Annotated in this window: 13 protein-coding genes and 1 pseudogene; 8 read left to right on the forward strand and 6 right to left on the reverse strand. The window is 38.8% G+C overall.

What is annotated here, in order from left to right; genetic code table 11:
- Window positions 1-6: 6 nt before the first annotated feature.
- Window positions 7-1,146: a glutamine-hydrolyzing carbamoyl-phosphate synthase small subunit gene (gene carA / locus ACT4_RS13645; protein WP_007483042.1), complete on the reverse strand. Its 1,140-nt coding sequence runs from the start codon at window positions 1,144-1,146 to the stop codon at window positions 7-9.
- 360 nt (window positions 1,147-1,506) lie between these two features.
- On the opposite strand from carA, the gene ACT4_RS13650 reads away from it, so the two are divergent.
- Entirely contained in the window at window positions 1,507-2,118 is a 612-nt protein-coding gene (locus tag ACT4_RS13650; protein WP_007483045.1) for a hypothetical protein, read from the forward strand.
- 59 nt (window positions 2,119-2,177) lie between these two features.
- Here ACT4_RS13650 and ACT4_RS13655 read toward each other — a convergent pair whose 3' ends face one another.
- Together ACT4_RS13655 and yhbY are read right to left on the reverse strand one after the other, a co-directional pair.
- The gene (locus tag ACT4_RS13655) at window positions 2,178-2,714 is read right to left on the reverse strand and encodes a DOMON-like domain-containing protein (protein ID WP_004878284.1); all 537 of its coding nucleotides are present in this window, start codon (window positions 2,712-2,714) and stop codon (window positions 2,178-2,180) included.
- A gap of 5 nt (window positions 2,715-2,719) precedes the next feature.
- On the reverse strand, window positions 2,720-3,046 hold the full coding sequence (gene yhbY, locus ACT4_RS13660; protein ID WP_004878285.1) for a ribosome assembly RNA-binding protein YhbY: 327 nt from the start codon (window positions 3,044-3,046) through the stop codon (window positions 2,720-2,722).
- A 230-nt stretch (window positions 3,047-3,276) separates the two neighbouring features.
- On the opposite strand from yhbY, the gene rlmE reads away from it, so the two are divergent.
- The 6 genes from rlmE (at window position 3,277) to ACT4_RS13690 (ending at window position 10,174) form a co-directional block, all read left to right on the forward strand.
- Window positions 3,277-3,927, forward strand: coding sequence for a 23S rRNA (uridine(2552)-2'-O)-methyltransferase RlmE (rlmE, locus tag ACT4_RS13665; RefSeq protein ID WP_004878286.1), 651 nt, complete (start codon window positions 3,277-3,279; stop codon window positions 3,925-3,927).
- A 137-nt stretch (window positions 3,928-4,064) separates the two neighbouring features.
- Entirely contained in the window at window positions 4,065-5,960 is a 1,896-nt protein-coding gene (gene ftsH, locus ACT4_RS13670; protein WP_004878287.1) for an ATP-dependent zinc metalloprotease FtsH, read from the forward strand.
- A 133-nt stretch (window positions 5,961-6,093) separates the two neighbouring features.
- On the forward strand, window positions 6,094-6,948 hold the full coding sequence (gene folP / locus ACT4_RS13675) for a dihydropteroate synthase (RefSeq protein WP_007483049.1): 855 nt from the start codon (window positions 6,094-6,096) through the stop codon (window positions 6,946-6,948).
- A gap of 125 nt (window positions 6,949-7,073) precedes the next feature.
- Window positions 7,074-8,699, forward strand: a complete 1,626-nt coding sequence (locus tag ACT4_RS13680) for a VWA domain-containing protein (protein ID WP_007483051.1) — start codon at window positions 7,074-7,076, stop codon at window positions 8,697-8,699.
- 73 nt (window positions 8,700-8,772) lie between these two features.
- Window positions 8,773-9,693, forward strand: coding sequence for a pyridoxal-phosphate dependent enzyme (locus tag ACT4_RS13685; RefSeq protein ID WP_081107108.1), 921 nt, complete (start codon window positions 8,773-8,775; stop codon window positions 9,691-9,693).
- A gap of 166 nt (window positions 9,694-9,859) precedes the next feature.
- Window positions 9,860-10,174 carry a DUF5713 family protein gene (locus tag ACT4_RS13690; protein ID WP_007483054.1) on the forward strand — a complete coding sequence of 105 codons (315 nt, stop codon included), beginning with the start codon at window positions 9,860-9,862 and terminating at the stop codon, window positions 10,172-10,174.
- 32 nt (window positions 10,175-10,206) lie between these two features.
- Here the strand turns inward: ACT4_RS13690 and ACT4_RS13695 are convergent, their stop codons facing one another.
- Complete coding sequence (locus ACT4_RS13695; protein ID WP_007483056.1) at window positions 10,207-11,790, reverse strand: S9 family peptidase; 1,584 nt, start codon at window positions 11,788-11,790, stop codon at window positions 10,207-10,209.
- A gap of 113 nt (window positions 11,791-11,903) precedes the next feature.
- Window positions 11,904-12,854: a DMT family transporter gene (locus tag ACT4_RS13700; protein ID WP_007483057.1), complete on the reverse strand. Its 951-nt coding sequence runs from the start codon at window positions 12,852-12,854 to the stop codon at window positions 11,904-11,906.
- A 405-nt stretch (window positions 12,855-13,259) separates the two neighbouring features.
- On the opposite strand from ACT4_RS13700, the gene pnuC reads away from it, so the two are divergent.
- On the forward strand, window positions 13,260-13,838 hold the full coding sequence (gene pnuC / locus ACT4_RS13705) for a nicotinamide riboside transporter PnuC (protein WP_007483059.1): 579 nt from the start codon (window positions 13,260-13,262) through the stop codon (window positions 13,836-13,838).
- 35 nt (window positions 13,839-13,873) lie between these two features.
- Here pnuC and ACT4_RS16975 read toward each other — a convergent pair.
- Window positions 13,874-14,026 (reverse strand): annotated as a pseudogene (locus ACT4_RS16975) (glycerophosphodiester phosphodiesterase); the annotation flags it as partial.

Below are 14,026 nucleotides of genomic sequence, written 5' to 3' on the forward strand. Positions count from 1 at the left end.
CCTTAATTACTTCTTAGCTGCTTCGATAAGTTCGATGAAATGATCGAACAGTGGGGCACAGTCATGTGGACCAGGGCTTGCTTCAGGATGACCTTGGAAGCTGAATGCTGGTTTGTCAGTGCGATGAATACCTTGGTTTGTACCATCAAACAGTGAGCGATGTGTCACTTTTAAGTTTGCAGGTAAAGTACTCTCATCGACAGCAAAGCCATGGTTTTGAGAAGTAATCATCACTGTACCATTCTCAAGGTTTTGTACAGGATGGTTAGCGCCGTGGTGACCATGATTCATTTTCATCGTCTTCGCACCAGAAGCAAGTGCTAGGATTTGATGACCTAAACAAATACCGAATACAGGTAAGTTTGTTGTATCAACCAGTGTTTTAACTGCTTCAATTGCATAGTCACATGCTGCTGGATCACCAGGACCATTTGACAAGAACACGCCGTCTGGATTTAAAGCTAAAACTTTTTCAATTGGTGTTTGTGCAGGAACAACTGTTAATTTACAACCGCGGTCTGCAAGCATACGTAAGATGTTGGTTTTGACACCATAATCGTATGCAACCACATGATATTTTAATTCTGGTTGAGTGAAGCCATTCCCTAAAGTCCATGAACCTTCAGTCCATTCAAAGCCTTCAGGATCACAACATTCTTTCGCAAGATCTAAACCAGTTAAACCACCGAATTCACGTGCTTTCGCAATTGCTTCTTCTTCTGTGATATTTTCACCAGCAAGGATGCAACCATTTTGTGCACCTTTGTCGCGTAAAATACGAGTCAATTTACGTGTGTCGATGTCAGCGATAGCAACAACATTGTGTTGCTCTAAATATTCGCTTAATGATTGTTCAGAACGGAAGTTGCTATGTAATAAAGGAAGATCACGAATAATCAAACCATTCGCCCATACTTTATGGATGCGACCTGATTCAACGTCTTCGCTATTACAGCCTGTATTTCCAATATGAGGATAAGTCAACGTCACAATTTGTTGCGCATAACTAGGGTCAGTCAAGATTTCTTGATAACCAGTCATTGCAGTATTAAAAACGACTTCACCAGTCGTACATCCCGATGCACCGATAGACGTTCCTTTAAAGATCGTTCCATCTGCGAGGGCTAAAATGGCGGGGGTGCTCAAACCAAAGCTCCTGAACTAAAACCACAAAAATAAGGCTGTAAAAAAGCGAGAAGACATAAAAAAAGGCAGGCTGTCTATAAAAAACATGCCCCTCCTTCCAGTCTGCTCGCTTGTAACTTAACAGCGCATTATACGCATGAGAACGTGAAAAGTCTATGTGTTTTATTTATAAAATCAGGAATTGGTCGAATTCTCTTAAAAGTTTAAGTACAAACCTGTCTATTGCCAAATAACTCATTCTTTTATCGATATCGTGAGATATTATGCAAATTGTCTAACAATTTTTTATTGGTCCAACTAGAAAGAGCTTTATCTTATATTAAGCCAAAAAATCAACAATCAATAATGAGGGGAACCAATATGGCTGAGAATCAAAACGCTGTAGCTGCAACTGAAGAAGTGAAAGAAGCTGTTGTTGAAAAAACAACAAAGGCAAAAGAAACTGTTGCTGCGAAAACAGCTGAAGTGAAAGAAGTTGTCGCTGAAAAAACTGCTGAGGTGAAAGAAGCGGTTGCAGAAAAAACAGCAAAAGCAAAAGAAGTTGTTGCTGAGAAAACTGCTAAGGCGAAAGAAGTGATTGCTGAAACTCAAGAACAAGCAAAGGAAGTGATCACAGAAACTCAAGAGCAGGTAAAAGAAGCACTTGCTGAAACTCAAGAGAAAATTGAGGCAGAAGCTAAAGAGTTAAATCAAAATATTCAAGGTCAACTTGCTCAAATCAAGCAAGACCTTTTAGAGCGTATTGAAGTGATTAAAACTCAACTTAATTCTTCACAAGGTAACTTGGTTGAATTAACCAATGCATTAAAAACTGAGTTAAATGCTTTAATCGAAGATTTAACTAAAGTAAGTAAAGAATTAAAAGATGACATCAGCCAAATCTCTGTGAAACATAAAGATACTTTGGTTGGCAGCTTTAAACGTACTAAAGAGCAAGCGGTTGAAGCTTGGAATAAAGTTCGTGCAAGCTAATTCTGTACTTTAGTGGTAAGTTAAAAAAAGCGAGAAATTCATTTCTCGCTTTTTTATTTTTAAAATTGATGTAACCAATCTCGCTTATTATGGAAATCAGCTTGAGGGCTGCTATGTTGCATTGCAAAATAATGCATACCTTGTGTGGTATTTAATACAGCATTTAAACCAAGATAGAGATCAGCCCACTTTAATTGGTGCTGTCGCATAAATTGAGATAAATCTAAACTTACATTCAACCCATAATGGGTACGTTGTAAATGATTTAATTCAATGTCATATGCTGCGAGGGGCGGCATCTCTTCTGGAAAACGATATTCTTCAAATTGATAAACTTGCCAAGCTTGAGAAGGGGAAAGATTAATTTCACGATAAAAATCTTGATCTTTCACACCAATAAAAATTTCAAAGCAAGTTTGTTCCCATAAATAGTCTTTACGTGGATGCGCTGTAACTTGTTCTGGGTAAATTAAAAACTGATTGGGATCTCGAACCCAAAAGCCAATATTTAACGTGGCTGGGGTCTCTTGCTCAATTGCTCCAACGACAGTAATGGCACTGAAGCGATCGAAAGCGGAAAGTTCATAACTTGCCATTGATCTTACTTATTACTTAAATGAGCAAAGCGAACTAAGTTAGAAAGATGTTGGTTTTGTTTTGCAGCTTTTTTATAAAGCAAAACAATTTTACCGATTTTCTGTACCGATTCTGCACCAGTTGCTTCAACAATCGCATCAATAACAGCGGCGCGAGCATCACGATCTTCACCAGCAATTTTCACCTTGATTAATTCATGATCATTAAGTGCACGATTTGTCTCTTCAATGACGCTTTCTGTAAGACCTTGGCTGCCAATCATTACAACTGGGTTAAGTGCATGACCAATTTGACGTAAACGTTTACGTTCATGGATAGATAAAGCCGCCATTAAAAATACCTGATTGGAAAAACGACTTAGTATAACTTGCATCCCGAATCTTAGATAGATTTAGCATGCCAGCATGTAGAATAAATTGTGTGAAAACACACTTGGAATCATCAATTATACTTATCGGAAAAAATCTGTAAAACTTCGTGTGAATGAAGTACATCCGTACTGTAATGAGAGTAATTTTCACGTACAATGACTTATCAGAAGTTTTTTTAATTTAGTGAGTTATGGCGACACGCATTACCAATCAAAAATTGTCTAAAAGCAGTCGTGCATGGATGAGAGAGCACTTAGATGACCCGTTTGTGAAAAAGGCACAAAAGGAGGGCTATCGTGCTCGGGCAGCGTATAAGCTACTCGAAATCCAAGAAAAATATAGAATGATCAAACCTGGTATGACGGTGGTTGACTTAGGCGCAGCACCAGGAAGTTGGTCTCAAATCGCTGGTAAATTAGTCGGTGCAAATGGCTTAGTCATTGCCTCTGATATTTTAGCAATGGATGCACTTCCAGATGTGACCTTTTTACAAGGTGACTTCCGAGAAGAAGAAGTTTTTGAAAAATTGTTAAATATTTTAAATGGGCGCCAAGTAGACATTGTAATTTCTGATATGGCCCCCAATACATCAGGTAATAGGGCTGTTGATCAACCTCGTCAAATTTACTTATGTGAATTGGCTTTGGATTTTGCTCAGAAAGTATTAGGACCAAACGGACAGTTTGTGGTTAAAGTGTTCCAAGGCTCTGGTTTTGATGAGTTCAGAAAACAAGTGGTCGATAGTTTTGATGTATTAAAAACAGCCAAACCTGCGGCTTCGCGTGCGCGATCAAAAGAGGTTTTTTTGATTGGGCAAGGTCGTAAAAAGGCATTGCAATAAAAAGTGTACTTGCCAAGTTGTTAAAAATTGTGCATTTTGTACCTTTTAAGTTTTTTGCAACGCAAATTCATTGCTGTTTTTGTGAAGGTCAGCCAAGATTAGGTATGATCAAATTAGATTGATATGGGAATAAAGCCTTGAGCGATTACTTCAAGAATGCCGTATTGTGGCTCATCATACTCGGTGTTCTGATTTTGATTTTTAGCAACGTCAGTGACCGCAATAAACCTGCAGCGATGAAATACTCAGATTTCGTGGCAGCGGTGAATGCTGGGCAGATTAAACAAGTCACAATTGACGGTTTAAATATTAGTGGTGAAAAATCCAATGGTTCTTCTTTCGAAACGGTTCGTCCACAAGTAGAAGACACTGAATTGCTACCAAGCTTGAATAAACAAAATGTAGTGGTTGAGGGTACAGCGCCGCAACGTCAAGGCATTTTGATGCAACTTCTCATTGCGAGCTTCCCAGTCTTACTTATTATCCTATTATTCATGTTCTTCATGCGTAATATGGGTGGTGGTGCTGGCGGCAAAAATGGCCCTATGAGTTTTGGTAAATCAAAAGCAAAAATGTTATCTGAAGATCAAATTAAGTTAACGTTTAGTGATGTTGCTGGTTGTGATGAAGCAAAACAAGAAGTGGTTGAAATCGTTGATTTCTTAAAAGACCCTGCCAAATTTAAACGTCTTGGTGCGACCATTCCCCGTGGTGTATTGATGGTTGGCCCTCCAGGTACAGGTAAAACATTATTAGCAAAAGCAATTGCTGGTGAAGCTAAAGTACCTTTCTTCAGTATCTCTGGTTCTGACTTTGTCGAAATGTTCGTTGGTGTTGGTGCATCGCGTGTTCGTGATATGTTTGAACAAGCGAAACGCCATGCACCTTGTATCATCTTTATTGATGAGATTGATGCTGTTGGTCGTCATCGTGGTTCAGGTACAGGTGGTGGTCATGATGAGCGTGAGCAAACCTTAAACCAAATGCTTGTTGAGATGGATGGTTTTGAAGGCAATGAAGGTGTTATCGTTATTGCTGCGACGAACCGCGTAGATGTTCTTGATAAAGCGTTACTTCGTCCAGGTCGTTTTGACCGTCAAGTGATGGTTGGTTTACCAGACATTCGTGGTCGTGAGCAGATTTTAAATGTTCACTTGAAGAAGCTTCCGTCTGTAACTGGTGTTGATGTTAAAGTCCTTGCCCGTGGTACACCTGGTTTTTCTGGTGCACAACTAGCAAACTTGGTGAACGAAGCTGCATTGTTTGCTGCTCGCCGTAATAAAAACACGGTTGATATGCATGACTTTGAAGATGCTAAAGACAAAATCTACATGGGTCCAGAACGTAAGTCGATGGTCATCCGTGAAGAAGAACGTCGTGCGACGGCTTACCATGAAGCGGGACATGCGATTGTTGCTGAAATTTTACCGGGTACAGACCCTGTCCATAAAGTCACTATTATGCCACGTGGTTGGGCGCTTGGTGTGACATGGCAGCTTCCAGAACAAGATCAAACGAGCCACTATAAAGATAAGATGTTGAATGAACTTTCAATCTTGTTTGGTGGTCGTATTGCTGAAGAAGTCTTCATCAATCAAATGTCGACTGGCGCATCAAATGACTTTGAACGCGCAACGAAAATGGCGCGTGCAATGGTTACGAAATACGGTATGTCAGATAAACTTGGCGTAATGGTTTATGAAGATGAAAACCAAAATGGTTTCTTCGGTAATGTTGGTAGCCGTACGATTTCTGAAGCAACGCAACAAAAAGTTGATGAAGAAGTTCGTCGTATATTAGATGAACAATATAAGGTTGCGCGTGATATCTTGGAAAATAATAAAGATATCGCACATGCAATGGTGAAAGCCTTGATGGAATGGGAAACGATTGATCGTGACCAAATCCGAGACATCATGGAAGGTCGTGAACCACAACCACCGAAAGTGTATGTTGCTGAGAACCCTGTGGCTGAATTTGAACCACCTAAAGATGGTCCATCTACACCACCACCATTGCCAGCAATGGGCTAATATTCGTTGTAATAAAAAGAGCGGCTTCGGGTCGCTCTTTTTTGTTTGGATTTTAGACTAAGTTGAAAATAAATCAGTCATGACAGGCATTATCTGTTGTTAAAATACCATCATTAAAGTGTGGAGAGTTTTGATGCAGTTGATGCCATTACCACAACGACAATTACAGGGTGGTCGTTTTACATTAGATTTATCGCAACCTCATGTTATGGGAATCTTGAATGTAACGCCTGATTCATTTAGTGATGGCGGGCAGCATCATCAAAAAGACCAAGCTGTTAAACATGCTTTGCAGATGATGGCTGATGGTGCAACTATTATTGATATTGGTGGAGAGTCAACACGTCCTAATGCATCAGCTGTTGAAGTTGAAGAAGAGATACGCCGTGTCATTCCTGTCGTAGAAGCACTTTCAAAATACGATGTGGTGATGTCAATTGATACCAGTCAACCAGAGGTTATCCGTGCGGCTGTTGATGCTGGTGCGCATATTTGGAATGATGTACGGGCATTAACTCGACCACTGGCTTTAGAAACAGCAGCTGACTTGAATATTCCTGTCGTGCTGATGCACATGCGTGGTGAGCCCACCAATATGAATCAGTTGGATCAATATCAAGATGTGACTGAAGATGTGATTCAAGAGTTACAACAACGTCTTGATCAAGCGCTTGCAGTAGGTATTAAAGTTGAAAATATTATCCTTGATCCTGGTTTTGGCTTTGCTAAAAATGCACAGCAAAATTTTCAATTGCTGAATGAATTTTGGAAGCTTAATCGAATGGGTTACCCGATTTTATCGGGTTTGTCTCGTAAGCGGTTTATTGGTGAGGCGCTAAATGGTATCCCTGCTCAAGAACGTGCTGTGGGGAGTGTGATGGGACATATATTGAGTATTCAGCAAGGTGCAAGCATTGTAAGAGCACATGATGTTAAAGCGACTGTTGATGCAATAAAAGTTTGGCAAGCGATGCTTGTTGCTAAATAAAATTAAAGAGAAATGATGTAGATAAAGATACATACGGACACGGTGTATCTTTATTTTTTTGCTTACAATGCTCTCAATATGACTATTTATTTGAAAATACAAAACAAAATTAGGGGAAATAAGAGATGCAAAAATCAACAAAAGTATTTGGGTTAACGCTACTGAGTTATATGGTTGTGGCATGTAGTAACCCAGCTAAATATAGTGGGATTGCTACTGAGCTTGCACCAGCACCAGTATCAACTGCAAATTTTGGAGCAGATCGCTCCCGTAAATTAATCGCTCCAACAGCTTATGTTGCTGTAATGCCAAGTATTGAGCGACCGCGATTAGAACAGAATACTGAGAAGTACCAGAAGAATGAGGTCAATCCAGTTCATCGAGTTGCTGATGATGCAATATCTACTTTCAGCATTGATGTTGATACGGGGAGTTATACCAATACTCGCCGTTATTTGAATGATGGGAGGTTACCGCCAGTTGATGCGATTCGTGCTGAAGAAATGATTAATTATTTTGATTATCAATATCCGCAACCAAATAGCGTACATCCTTTTTCTGTGACCACTGAAACAGTTGATTCGCCGTGGAAAGAGCGTGCTAAGTTGATCAAAATTGGGATTCAAGCCAAAGATTTAAGCACGAAACAATTACCACCTGCTAATTTAGTTTTTCTTGTCGATGTTTCAGGCAGTATGAGTGCTGAAGATAAGTTGCCATTGGTTAAACAAACCTTAAGAATATTGACTGAACAATTACGCCCACAGGACAAAGTGACGATTATCACTTATGCGAGTGGGGAAAAATTAGTACTTGAGCCGACATCAGGTGAGCAGAAAGATAAGATTTTACGTGTGATTAATCAATTGCAAGCTGGTGGTGCAACGGCTGGTGAGCAGGCGATTCAATTGGCCTATAAAGCAGCAGAGAAAGCTTTTATTAAAAATGGTATTAATCGAATTTTGTTAGCGACTGATGGCGACTTTAATGTAGGTATTACTGATTTTAATACTTTAAAAGGCATGGTCGCGGAGAAGCGTAAAAGTGGTATTTCATTGACAACGCTCGGCTATGGCACAGGTAATTACAATGAAGAGCTAATGGAACAAATCGCTGATGCTGGTGATGGTAATTACAGCTATATCGATAACAAAAATGAAGCGAAAAAAGTGGTACAACGTCAGCTGTCTTCTACGCTGGCAACGGTTGCCCAAGATGTCAAAATACAAGTAGAGTTTAATCCAGCAACTGTCAAAGAATATCGTTTAGTCGGTTATGAAAATCGTATGTTGAAACAAGAGGATTTTAATAACGATAAGGTTGATGCTGGTGATATAGGCGCTGGGCATAATGTCACTGCGATCTATGAAATTATTCCTGTCGGTCAGCAAGGCTGGCTGAATGACTCACGTTATCAAGCACCTATAAAATCGGATACTGCTAAAAAATCTGAATATGCTTTCGTGAATTTACGTTATAAATTGCCAAATCAAGAAAAAAGTATTTTATTGAGTCAAGCGGTTGATGTGAAAAGTAAAACACTCGCCCAAGCCAATAATGACACCCGTTTTGCAATCGCCGTTGCATCATACGCTCAGCAATTAAAAGGTGGTCAGTACAATGGTGCGATGGGCTGGGATCAGATTATTCAGTTAGCCCAACAATCAGCAAAACCTGATCCTTATCAAATGCGTGAAGAGTTTATTGATCTTGCAAAAATTGCTAAGAGTCTCAGTGCCAAACAAAACTAATATTTTGGTCATACAACATGGTCGATTCCTTTTGAGACCGACCATAAATGATTTTTAATTTAATAACCATGAAATGATATTTGATATGAAAACACCGTTGATTAAATCCAGTAAGTTAAGTGAATTAAATAACTGCAATGTTTGGTTGAAAATGGAGTCTTCACAATCAACGGGTTCATTTAAACAACGAAGCATTGGAAATGCTTGCCAAAAATATGTTGAACAGGGGGCTACCAAGTTCATTAGTTCATCTGGTGGTAATGCTGGTATTTCAGTTGCTTACATGGGAAAAGTTTTAAATATTCCTGTAACGGTTGTTGTACCAAAAACAACGTATCAAAGAGCGATTGACTTGATGTTGAGTGAGGGTGCTGAGGTTATTGTTCATGGTGATTCATGGGTAGATGCCAATGAACTTGCGCTTTCTTTTGTAAATGATCATGCAGTTTATATCCATCCTTTTGATCATCAGTATCTTTGGGATGGTGTTGCTGAAATTGTTGATGAGGTGATTGCTGAAGGCATTCGTCCTACAGCCGTTGTGTTGTCCGTTGGTGGTGGCAGTCTAATTTCTGGTATTTCACAAGGCTTGCAAAAGCATCATCTGGATATTCCAATTTACGCCATAGAAACAGTCGGAACAGCTTCATTGAACACATCCATTCAACTGGGTGAGCATGTCACACTAGATCAAGTTACAGGTATTGCAACGACACTCGCTGCAAAAAAAGTGTGTGAACAAGCTTTTCGTGTTTCTCAAAATAATGATGTGCGTGGACTTACAGTTTCAGATGGGGAAACTGTACGCGCTTGCCTAAAGTTTTTAGATGACCATCGGACACTGGTTGAACCAGCATGCGGTGCTACTTTATCAGTGCTTTATGATCAGAAAATAGCGTTCACTGAAACAGATGATGTACTGGTGATTGTTTGTGGGGGTGCTTCAATTACTTTTGATCAATTATCAAAATATACTGTTGAATTATCAGTTTAATTTTTGATTTATTTTATAAATTCATCTATCCATTTGAGCGGAAGATGTATCCATTTCATATACGATAATAAAGGTGGTCGGAAACTACCGCTTTTTTATGTCTAAATATCGTGATTTGTACGAGATTGTGATATAAGCATGGCGTTTTATTGACATATTATTTGTTATGTTTGAAAGTTTACTTCTCCCAATGTTTGACGATGAATATTATCCCGATATTCTGGTTGCTGAAGTCAAACAACATATTCACCAGTTTTCAAAAAAAGTGAGTCGCGCTGATTTATCTGAATCAGAAATCTATCGTTTTGCCCATCAGACGATGATTGAAATCAATGAGATGAAACCACAATTTGAAGACTTAGATTCAAGCTTAGATGATACTGCTGCTGACTATATTGCTGAGGCAATGATGATGGTTGTGCAGGATTCAGGTTATCTAGAAATTGAAATGGAAGAGTTGATTGCAAATCGAGAGTGGTAAATGTCACTCTCGATTTTTTAATATAATAATTACTATGGGCTTTCTAATTTCCAAAGCTTAGGCATTATAATTTTTCCAGAAATCCATGCCTTAATTTTAGGCTGTTGAATGCTTTGATAATAAATACTTTCAGTATTGATTAACAGACCTAGAGTATCTCCTTGATTAAGCTGTCCATTGACGCTCGGCAATTCAATTTCTTGTTCTGTTGTCGTACCTAATACGATTTGATCATAAGCCTGTTTTTTTGAGGAGTTAAATGGTGCTGTTTGTTCATTTAAAATGTCATATTTTCCAGATGCTTTTGATTTGATAGCAACCGAAATGAACAATGTCGGCGTACTTTGATCTGTAGTTTGCACATTTAATTTGAGTTGAGGTGAGCCAGTAAGTTGAGATGATTCAGTCGCAGTATGAATGGGAATAAACACGGCTTGAGTTGTGGTGGGTTCAATCCATGTTTTGGTTAAAGTGTATTGCTCTGTTGCAGCTAAATTAGCGAGATGTTGAATGGGGCTATCATCTACACATAGTTCAGGAAGAGTAGTATTTGTATTTTGATCTTTGAGCTTTTGATTGAACCAATCCAGCACTGTTTTTTGTAGATCGTATTTTTGCTTATTACCACAGCTGACAGATTTCCCAATATACCAAAATGGTGTGTTACCTGAAGGAGAGCTTTGTGCGAATGGTTGTAAATGACCACCTTGTACACCAATTAAATGAACTTCATGATGAGCTTGTTGCATACATTGGGCTGCTTTAACGCCTTCATTAAAGGGGAACAACACATCTCTAAATCCTTGGATAATTAGTGCATCTGCTTGAGGCGCTTGATTATGGCTACAGAACCAACTGGCCTGATGTGTTTTTAAAAAGTCATAGGTCGAAGCTTTTAACTGACCTTGTTGGGTATCGAGATAGGCTTGTTTTAGATCTGGATCAAATTTATTCCAGTTCCACCAATCACCAATTAAATTAAGAAAGCTAATCCAATTACTTTTGGGAATACCATTTGGTGCAAGGCTATTGACGATGTCATACCATGTCGTAATCGGGACGATCGCTTGTAGGCGAGGGTCAAGAGCGGACGCAAGGTATTGCACGCCGCCAGCATAAGATTCGCCGATCATACCTGCACGAACGCCATTTTGATTTTTTGCTAATTGAGGAAGGTTGTTTTCCGCCCAATTCATGATGCTAATAACGTCTTGAGCTTCTTTTTTAGGATCTGTTAAACGGATTTTGCCCTGACTATTACCATGTCCACGTTGATCATAGCTAATCACCCAATAGCCGTCTTTCCATGCTTTCTTGGCGATTTGTCCTGTTGGAAGTAAGAATCCATACAAGCTCATTTCTGGTCGTTTCATGCGAGATAGACCAAAACCATGCGTATGAATAATTAAAGGGGCATCTTGACCTGCTTTTAACTGAGGTTGGTATACAGTAAAGGCTAAGACTGTACCATCAGCTGTCGTTGTTTTGGCTTGATAATAGCGTTGTTTTAATTCAGTTGTTTGTTTTTGATATGCCGTTGGTTGGATCGTTGCATGAACACAACCTTGTAAAACCAAAAATAAGCTAAACCAAATCCATAAAAGATAACGACGCATAGATTCTTTCATCCTTGAGCAAATCTCGAAAAAGCCAATTTAGTTTACTGTGTCAAGGTGAGAGATACTACCAACTGATAGATCATTCTGCTGACCTACCAGTTTTAGATGAGTTAAAGATATTTTGGTCTGTTCCGATATGCATATAAGAATAATCCCAAGCAAAGAAAGACTAATCCTATAACCAGATGTGAGCTTAATCGTTCGTTATTGAAATATATGCCCCAAATGGTTGCTAAAACAGGTGTAAGAATTGTAATGAGCATCACTGTTGTTGGATTGAGCTTTTGAATCAAATGAAAATAGCAAATCATGGCTAAAACTGAGGAAAATAGGGCACTGTACAATACGGCTAAGCTTGTCTGAATACTCGGAAAATGAGTTGGTGCTTCTGAGATAAATAGAGGCAACAGACATAAATAACCTAACCACGACATTAGCGTTGAACCTGTCGTTTGAATAATGGGGTGAATCTCAGCACCAATCTTTGCCACAGCAAACATAGATAAAACATAGAGTAAAACAGCAATAATTTCATACCCAATGCCTAACATATCGAGTTGAATATCATCAGTTCCAATTCCTAATGTAAAAGATAAACCTACAATTGCTAGCGTTAATCCATACCATTGACCTTGTAAAAAATGCTCACGTTTTAAAATCAATACAGAAATTAAGCCTGTCCACAAAGGCGCAGTGCCATAAATAATAGAAATCATTCCTGATGAAACTTTTGTTGCACCCAGATAGCAAAAAGACATCGAACCAAATAAGCCCAATGCACCTGCTGCATAGCTGATCATCGCTTGTTTAGTCACAATCAATTTAAGTCGAAAATAAAATAGACAAATCAATGCAAGAGGGATCGCGAGACTAAATCGTAGGAATAATCCCCACGCCCAATGAAGTTCTTGCACAGTCATTACCGCTGCTAAGGGTGTAAAAGACCAAATGAATACGACTGCAAGAAATTGACCGACTGTAGCAAGGCGAGGGTGAGTAGATACTACAGTCGGTTGTCCCTGTGTTGCTTGAATAAAGTTCTTCTGCTGGAATTTTGACATGGAAATTCTCCTGTATTAACAAAGTGATTTACTATAAAAAATAGATGTTTAGGCAATAAAAAAGGTCGCTACTGAGGCGACCTTTTTGCAATTGATGTTTTATTTAAATTGTCATCATATTTATGTTTGCAAAGTCTCCTCGCATAAAAATGCAGACACGTCGCCACATTGCATGGATTGAAATGCAATTGGTGAATTGAGTCGGATATTGAGAAGAAACTCTATGGATCAACATGTGTGATATTTAAAATGAATTTAGATTTTTATAGCATAAGCTTTGGTTGAAAAATAGTCGTGTTTGAGAATAAAGTTAAAAATAGAATGATTCAGAAGATAAATTTTAGGATTGCTTAATTTTTGGTTTTTTTCATAATGTGGTGATGTGATTTAGATAGAAGTTTTGTTTTGTCTCCTTTAGAAATTATTGCTGTTGTAATCAGTATCATTGGTGTCGCATTGACGGTGAGACGTAATATGTGGTGTTGGTGGTTTAACTTCGTGGCATTCGTTCTCTATGGTTATCTTTTTTATACGTATAAACTTTATGGCGAGACCATTCTGCAATTTTTCTTCATGGTGATGAATTTCTACGGTTTTTATTATTGGTTGAAAGGGAAACGTGAAGATCACGAGATTCGGATTGAGCCGATTGCCTTCAAAATAGTAATTATTCAAATGCTCATTGCCGCAATAGGTGGATTAATCTTTGGGTTGGTATTAAAACATTTTACTGATGCGGCAGTGCCGATGTTAGACTCTCAACTTGCTGCTTTTAGCTTACTCGCAACTTATTGGACGAGCCGAAAACATATTGCAACGTGGGTGTTGTGGGTCTTTGTCGATATTATTTATGTGGGCATGTTTATTTATAAGGATTTGTTTTTAACAGCGGCCTTGTATGCAGTTTTTGTTGGATTAGCTGCTTATGGTTGGTGGCAATGGGAACAAGTAAAACAAAAGCAATTCGCGGCTTCACACCAATAAGAAAAGGGCAGTTTAACTGCCCTTTTAAGTCAAGATTATTGTTTCTGAGTTGATAAATAGTTTTGAACCGCTTTACGACCAATCGCAGGATCATCCGTAAAGAAGCCATCTACACCAGCTTTAAAGTAAAGCTGCATTTCTTTGATAGAGCCTGTTTCGCAACGTTCATCTGCTTTTGAACTGCATTT

This window comes from Acinetobacter sp. NBRC 100985 (assembly GCF_000241225.1).
In the GTDB taxonomy this organism is placed as follows: Bacteria; Pseudomonadota; Gammaproteobacteria; order Pseudomonadales; family Moraxellaceae; genus Acinetobacter; species Acinetobacter venetianus.

Excerpts from the sequence above, each read along its gene's own strand:
- ACT4_RS13650 (WP_007483045.1), top strand. The coding sequence starts at position 1,507 with ATGGCTGAGAATCAAAACGCTGTAGCTGCAACTGAAGAAGTGAAAGAA.
- ACT4_RS13655 (WP_004878284.1), bottom strand. The coding sequence starts at position 2,714 with ATGGCAAGTTATGAACTTTCCGCTTTCGATCGCTTCAGTGCCATTACT.
- yhbY (WP_004878285.1), bottom strand. The coding sequence starts at position 3,046 with ATGGCGGCTTTATCTATCCATGAACGTAAACGTTTACGTCAAATTGGT.
- rlmE (WP_004878286.1), top strand. The coding sequence starts at position 3,277 with ATGGCGACACGCATTACCAATCAAAAATTGTCTAAAAGCAGTCGTGCA.
- folP (WP_007483049.1), top strand. The coding sequence starts at position 6,094 with ATGCAGTTGATGCCATTACCACAACGACAATTACAGGGTGGTCGTTTT.
- ACT4_RS13680 (WP_007483051.1), top strand. The coding sequence starts at position 7,074 with ATGCAAAAATCAACAAAAGTATTTGGGTTAACGCTACTGAGTTATATG.
- ACT4_RS13685 (WP_081107108.1), top strand. The coding sequence starts at position 8,773 with ATGATATTTGATATGAAAACACCGTTGATTAAATCCAGTAAGTTAAGT.
- ACT4_RS13690 (WP_007483054.1), top strand. The coding sequence starts at position 9,860 with ATGTTTGAAAGTTTACTTCTCCCAATGTTTGACGATGAATATTATCCC.
- ACT4_RS13695 (WP_007483056.1), bottom strand. The coding sequence starts at position 11,790 with ATGCGTCGTTATCTTTTATGGATTTGGTTTAGCTTATTTTTGGTTTTA.
- ACT4_RS13700 (WP_007483057.1), bottom strand. The coding sequence starts at position 12,854 with ATGTCAAAATTCCAGCAGAAGAACTTTATTCAAGCAACACAGGGACAA.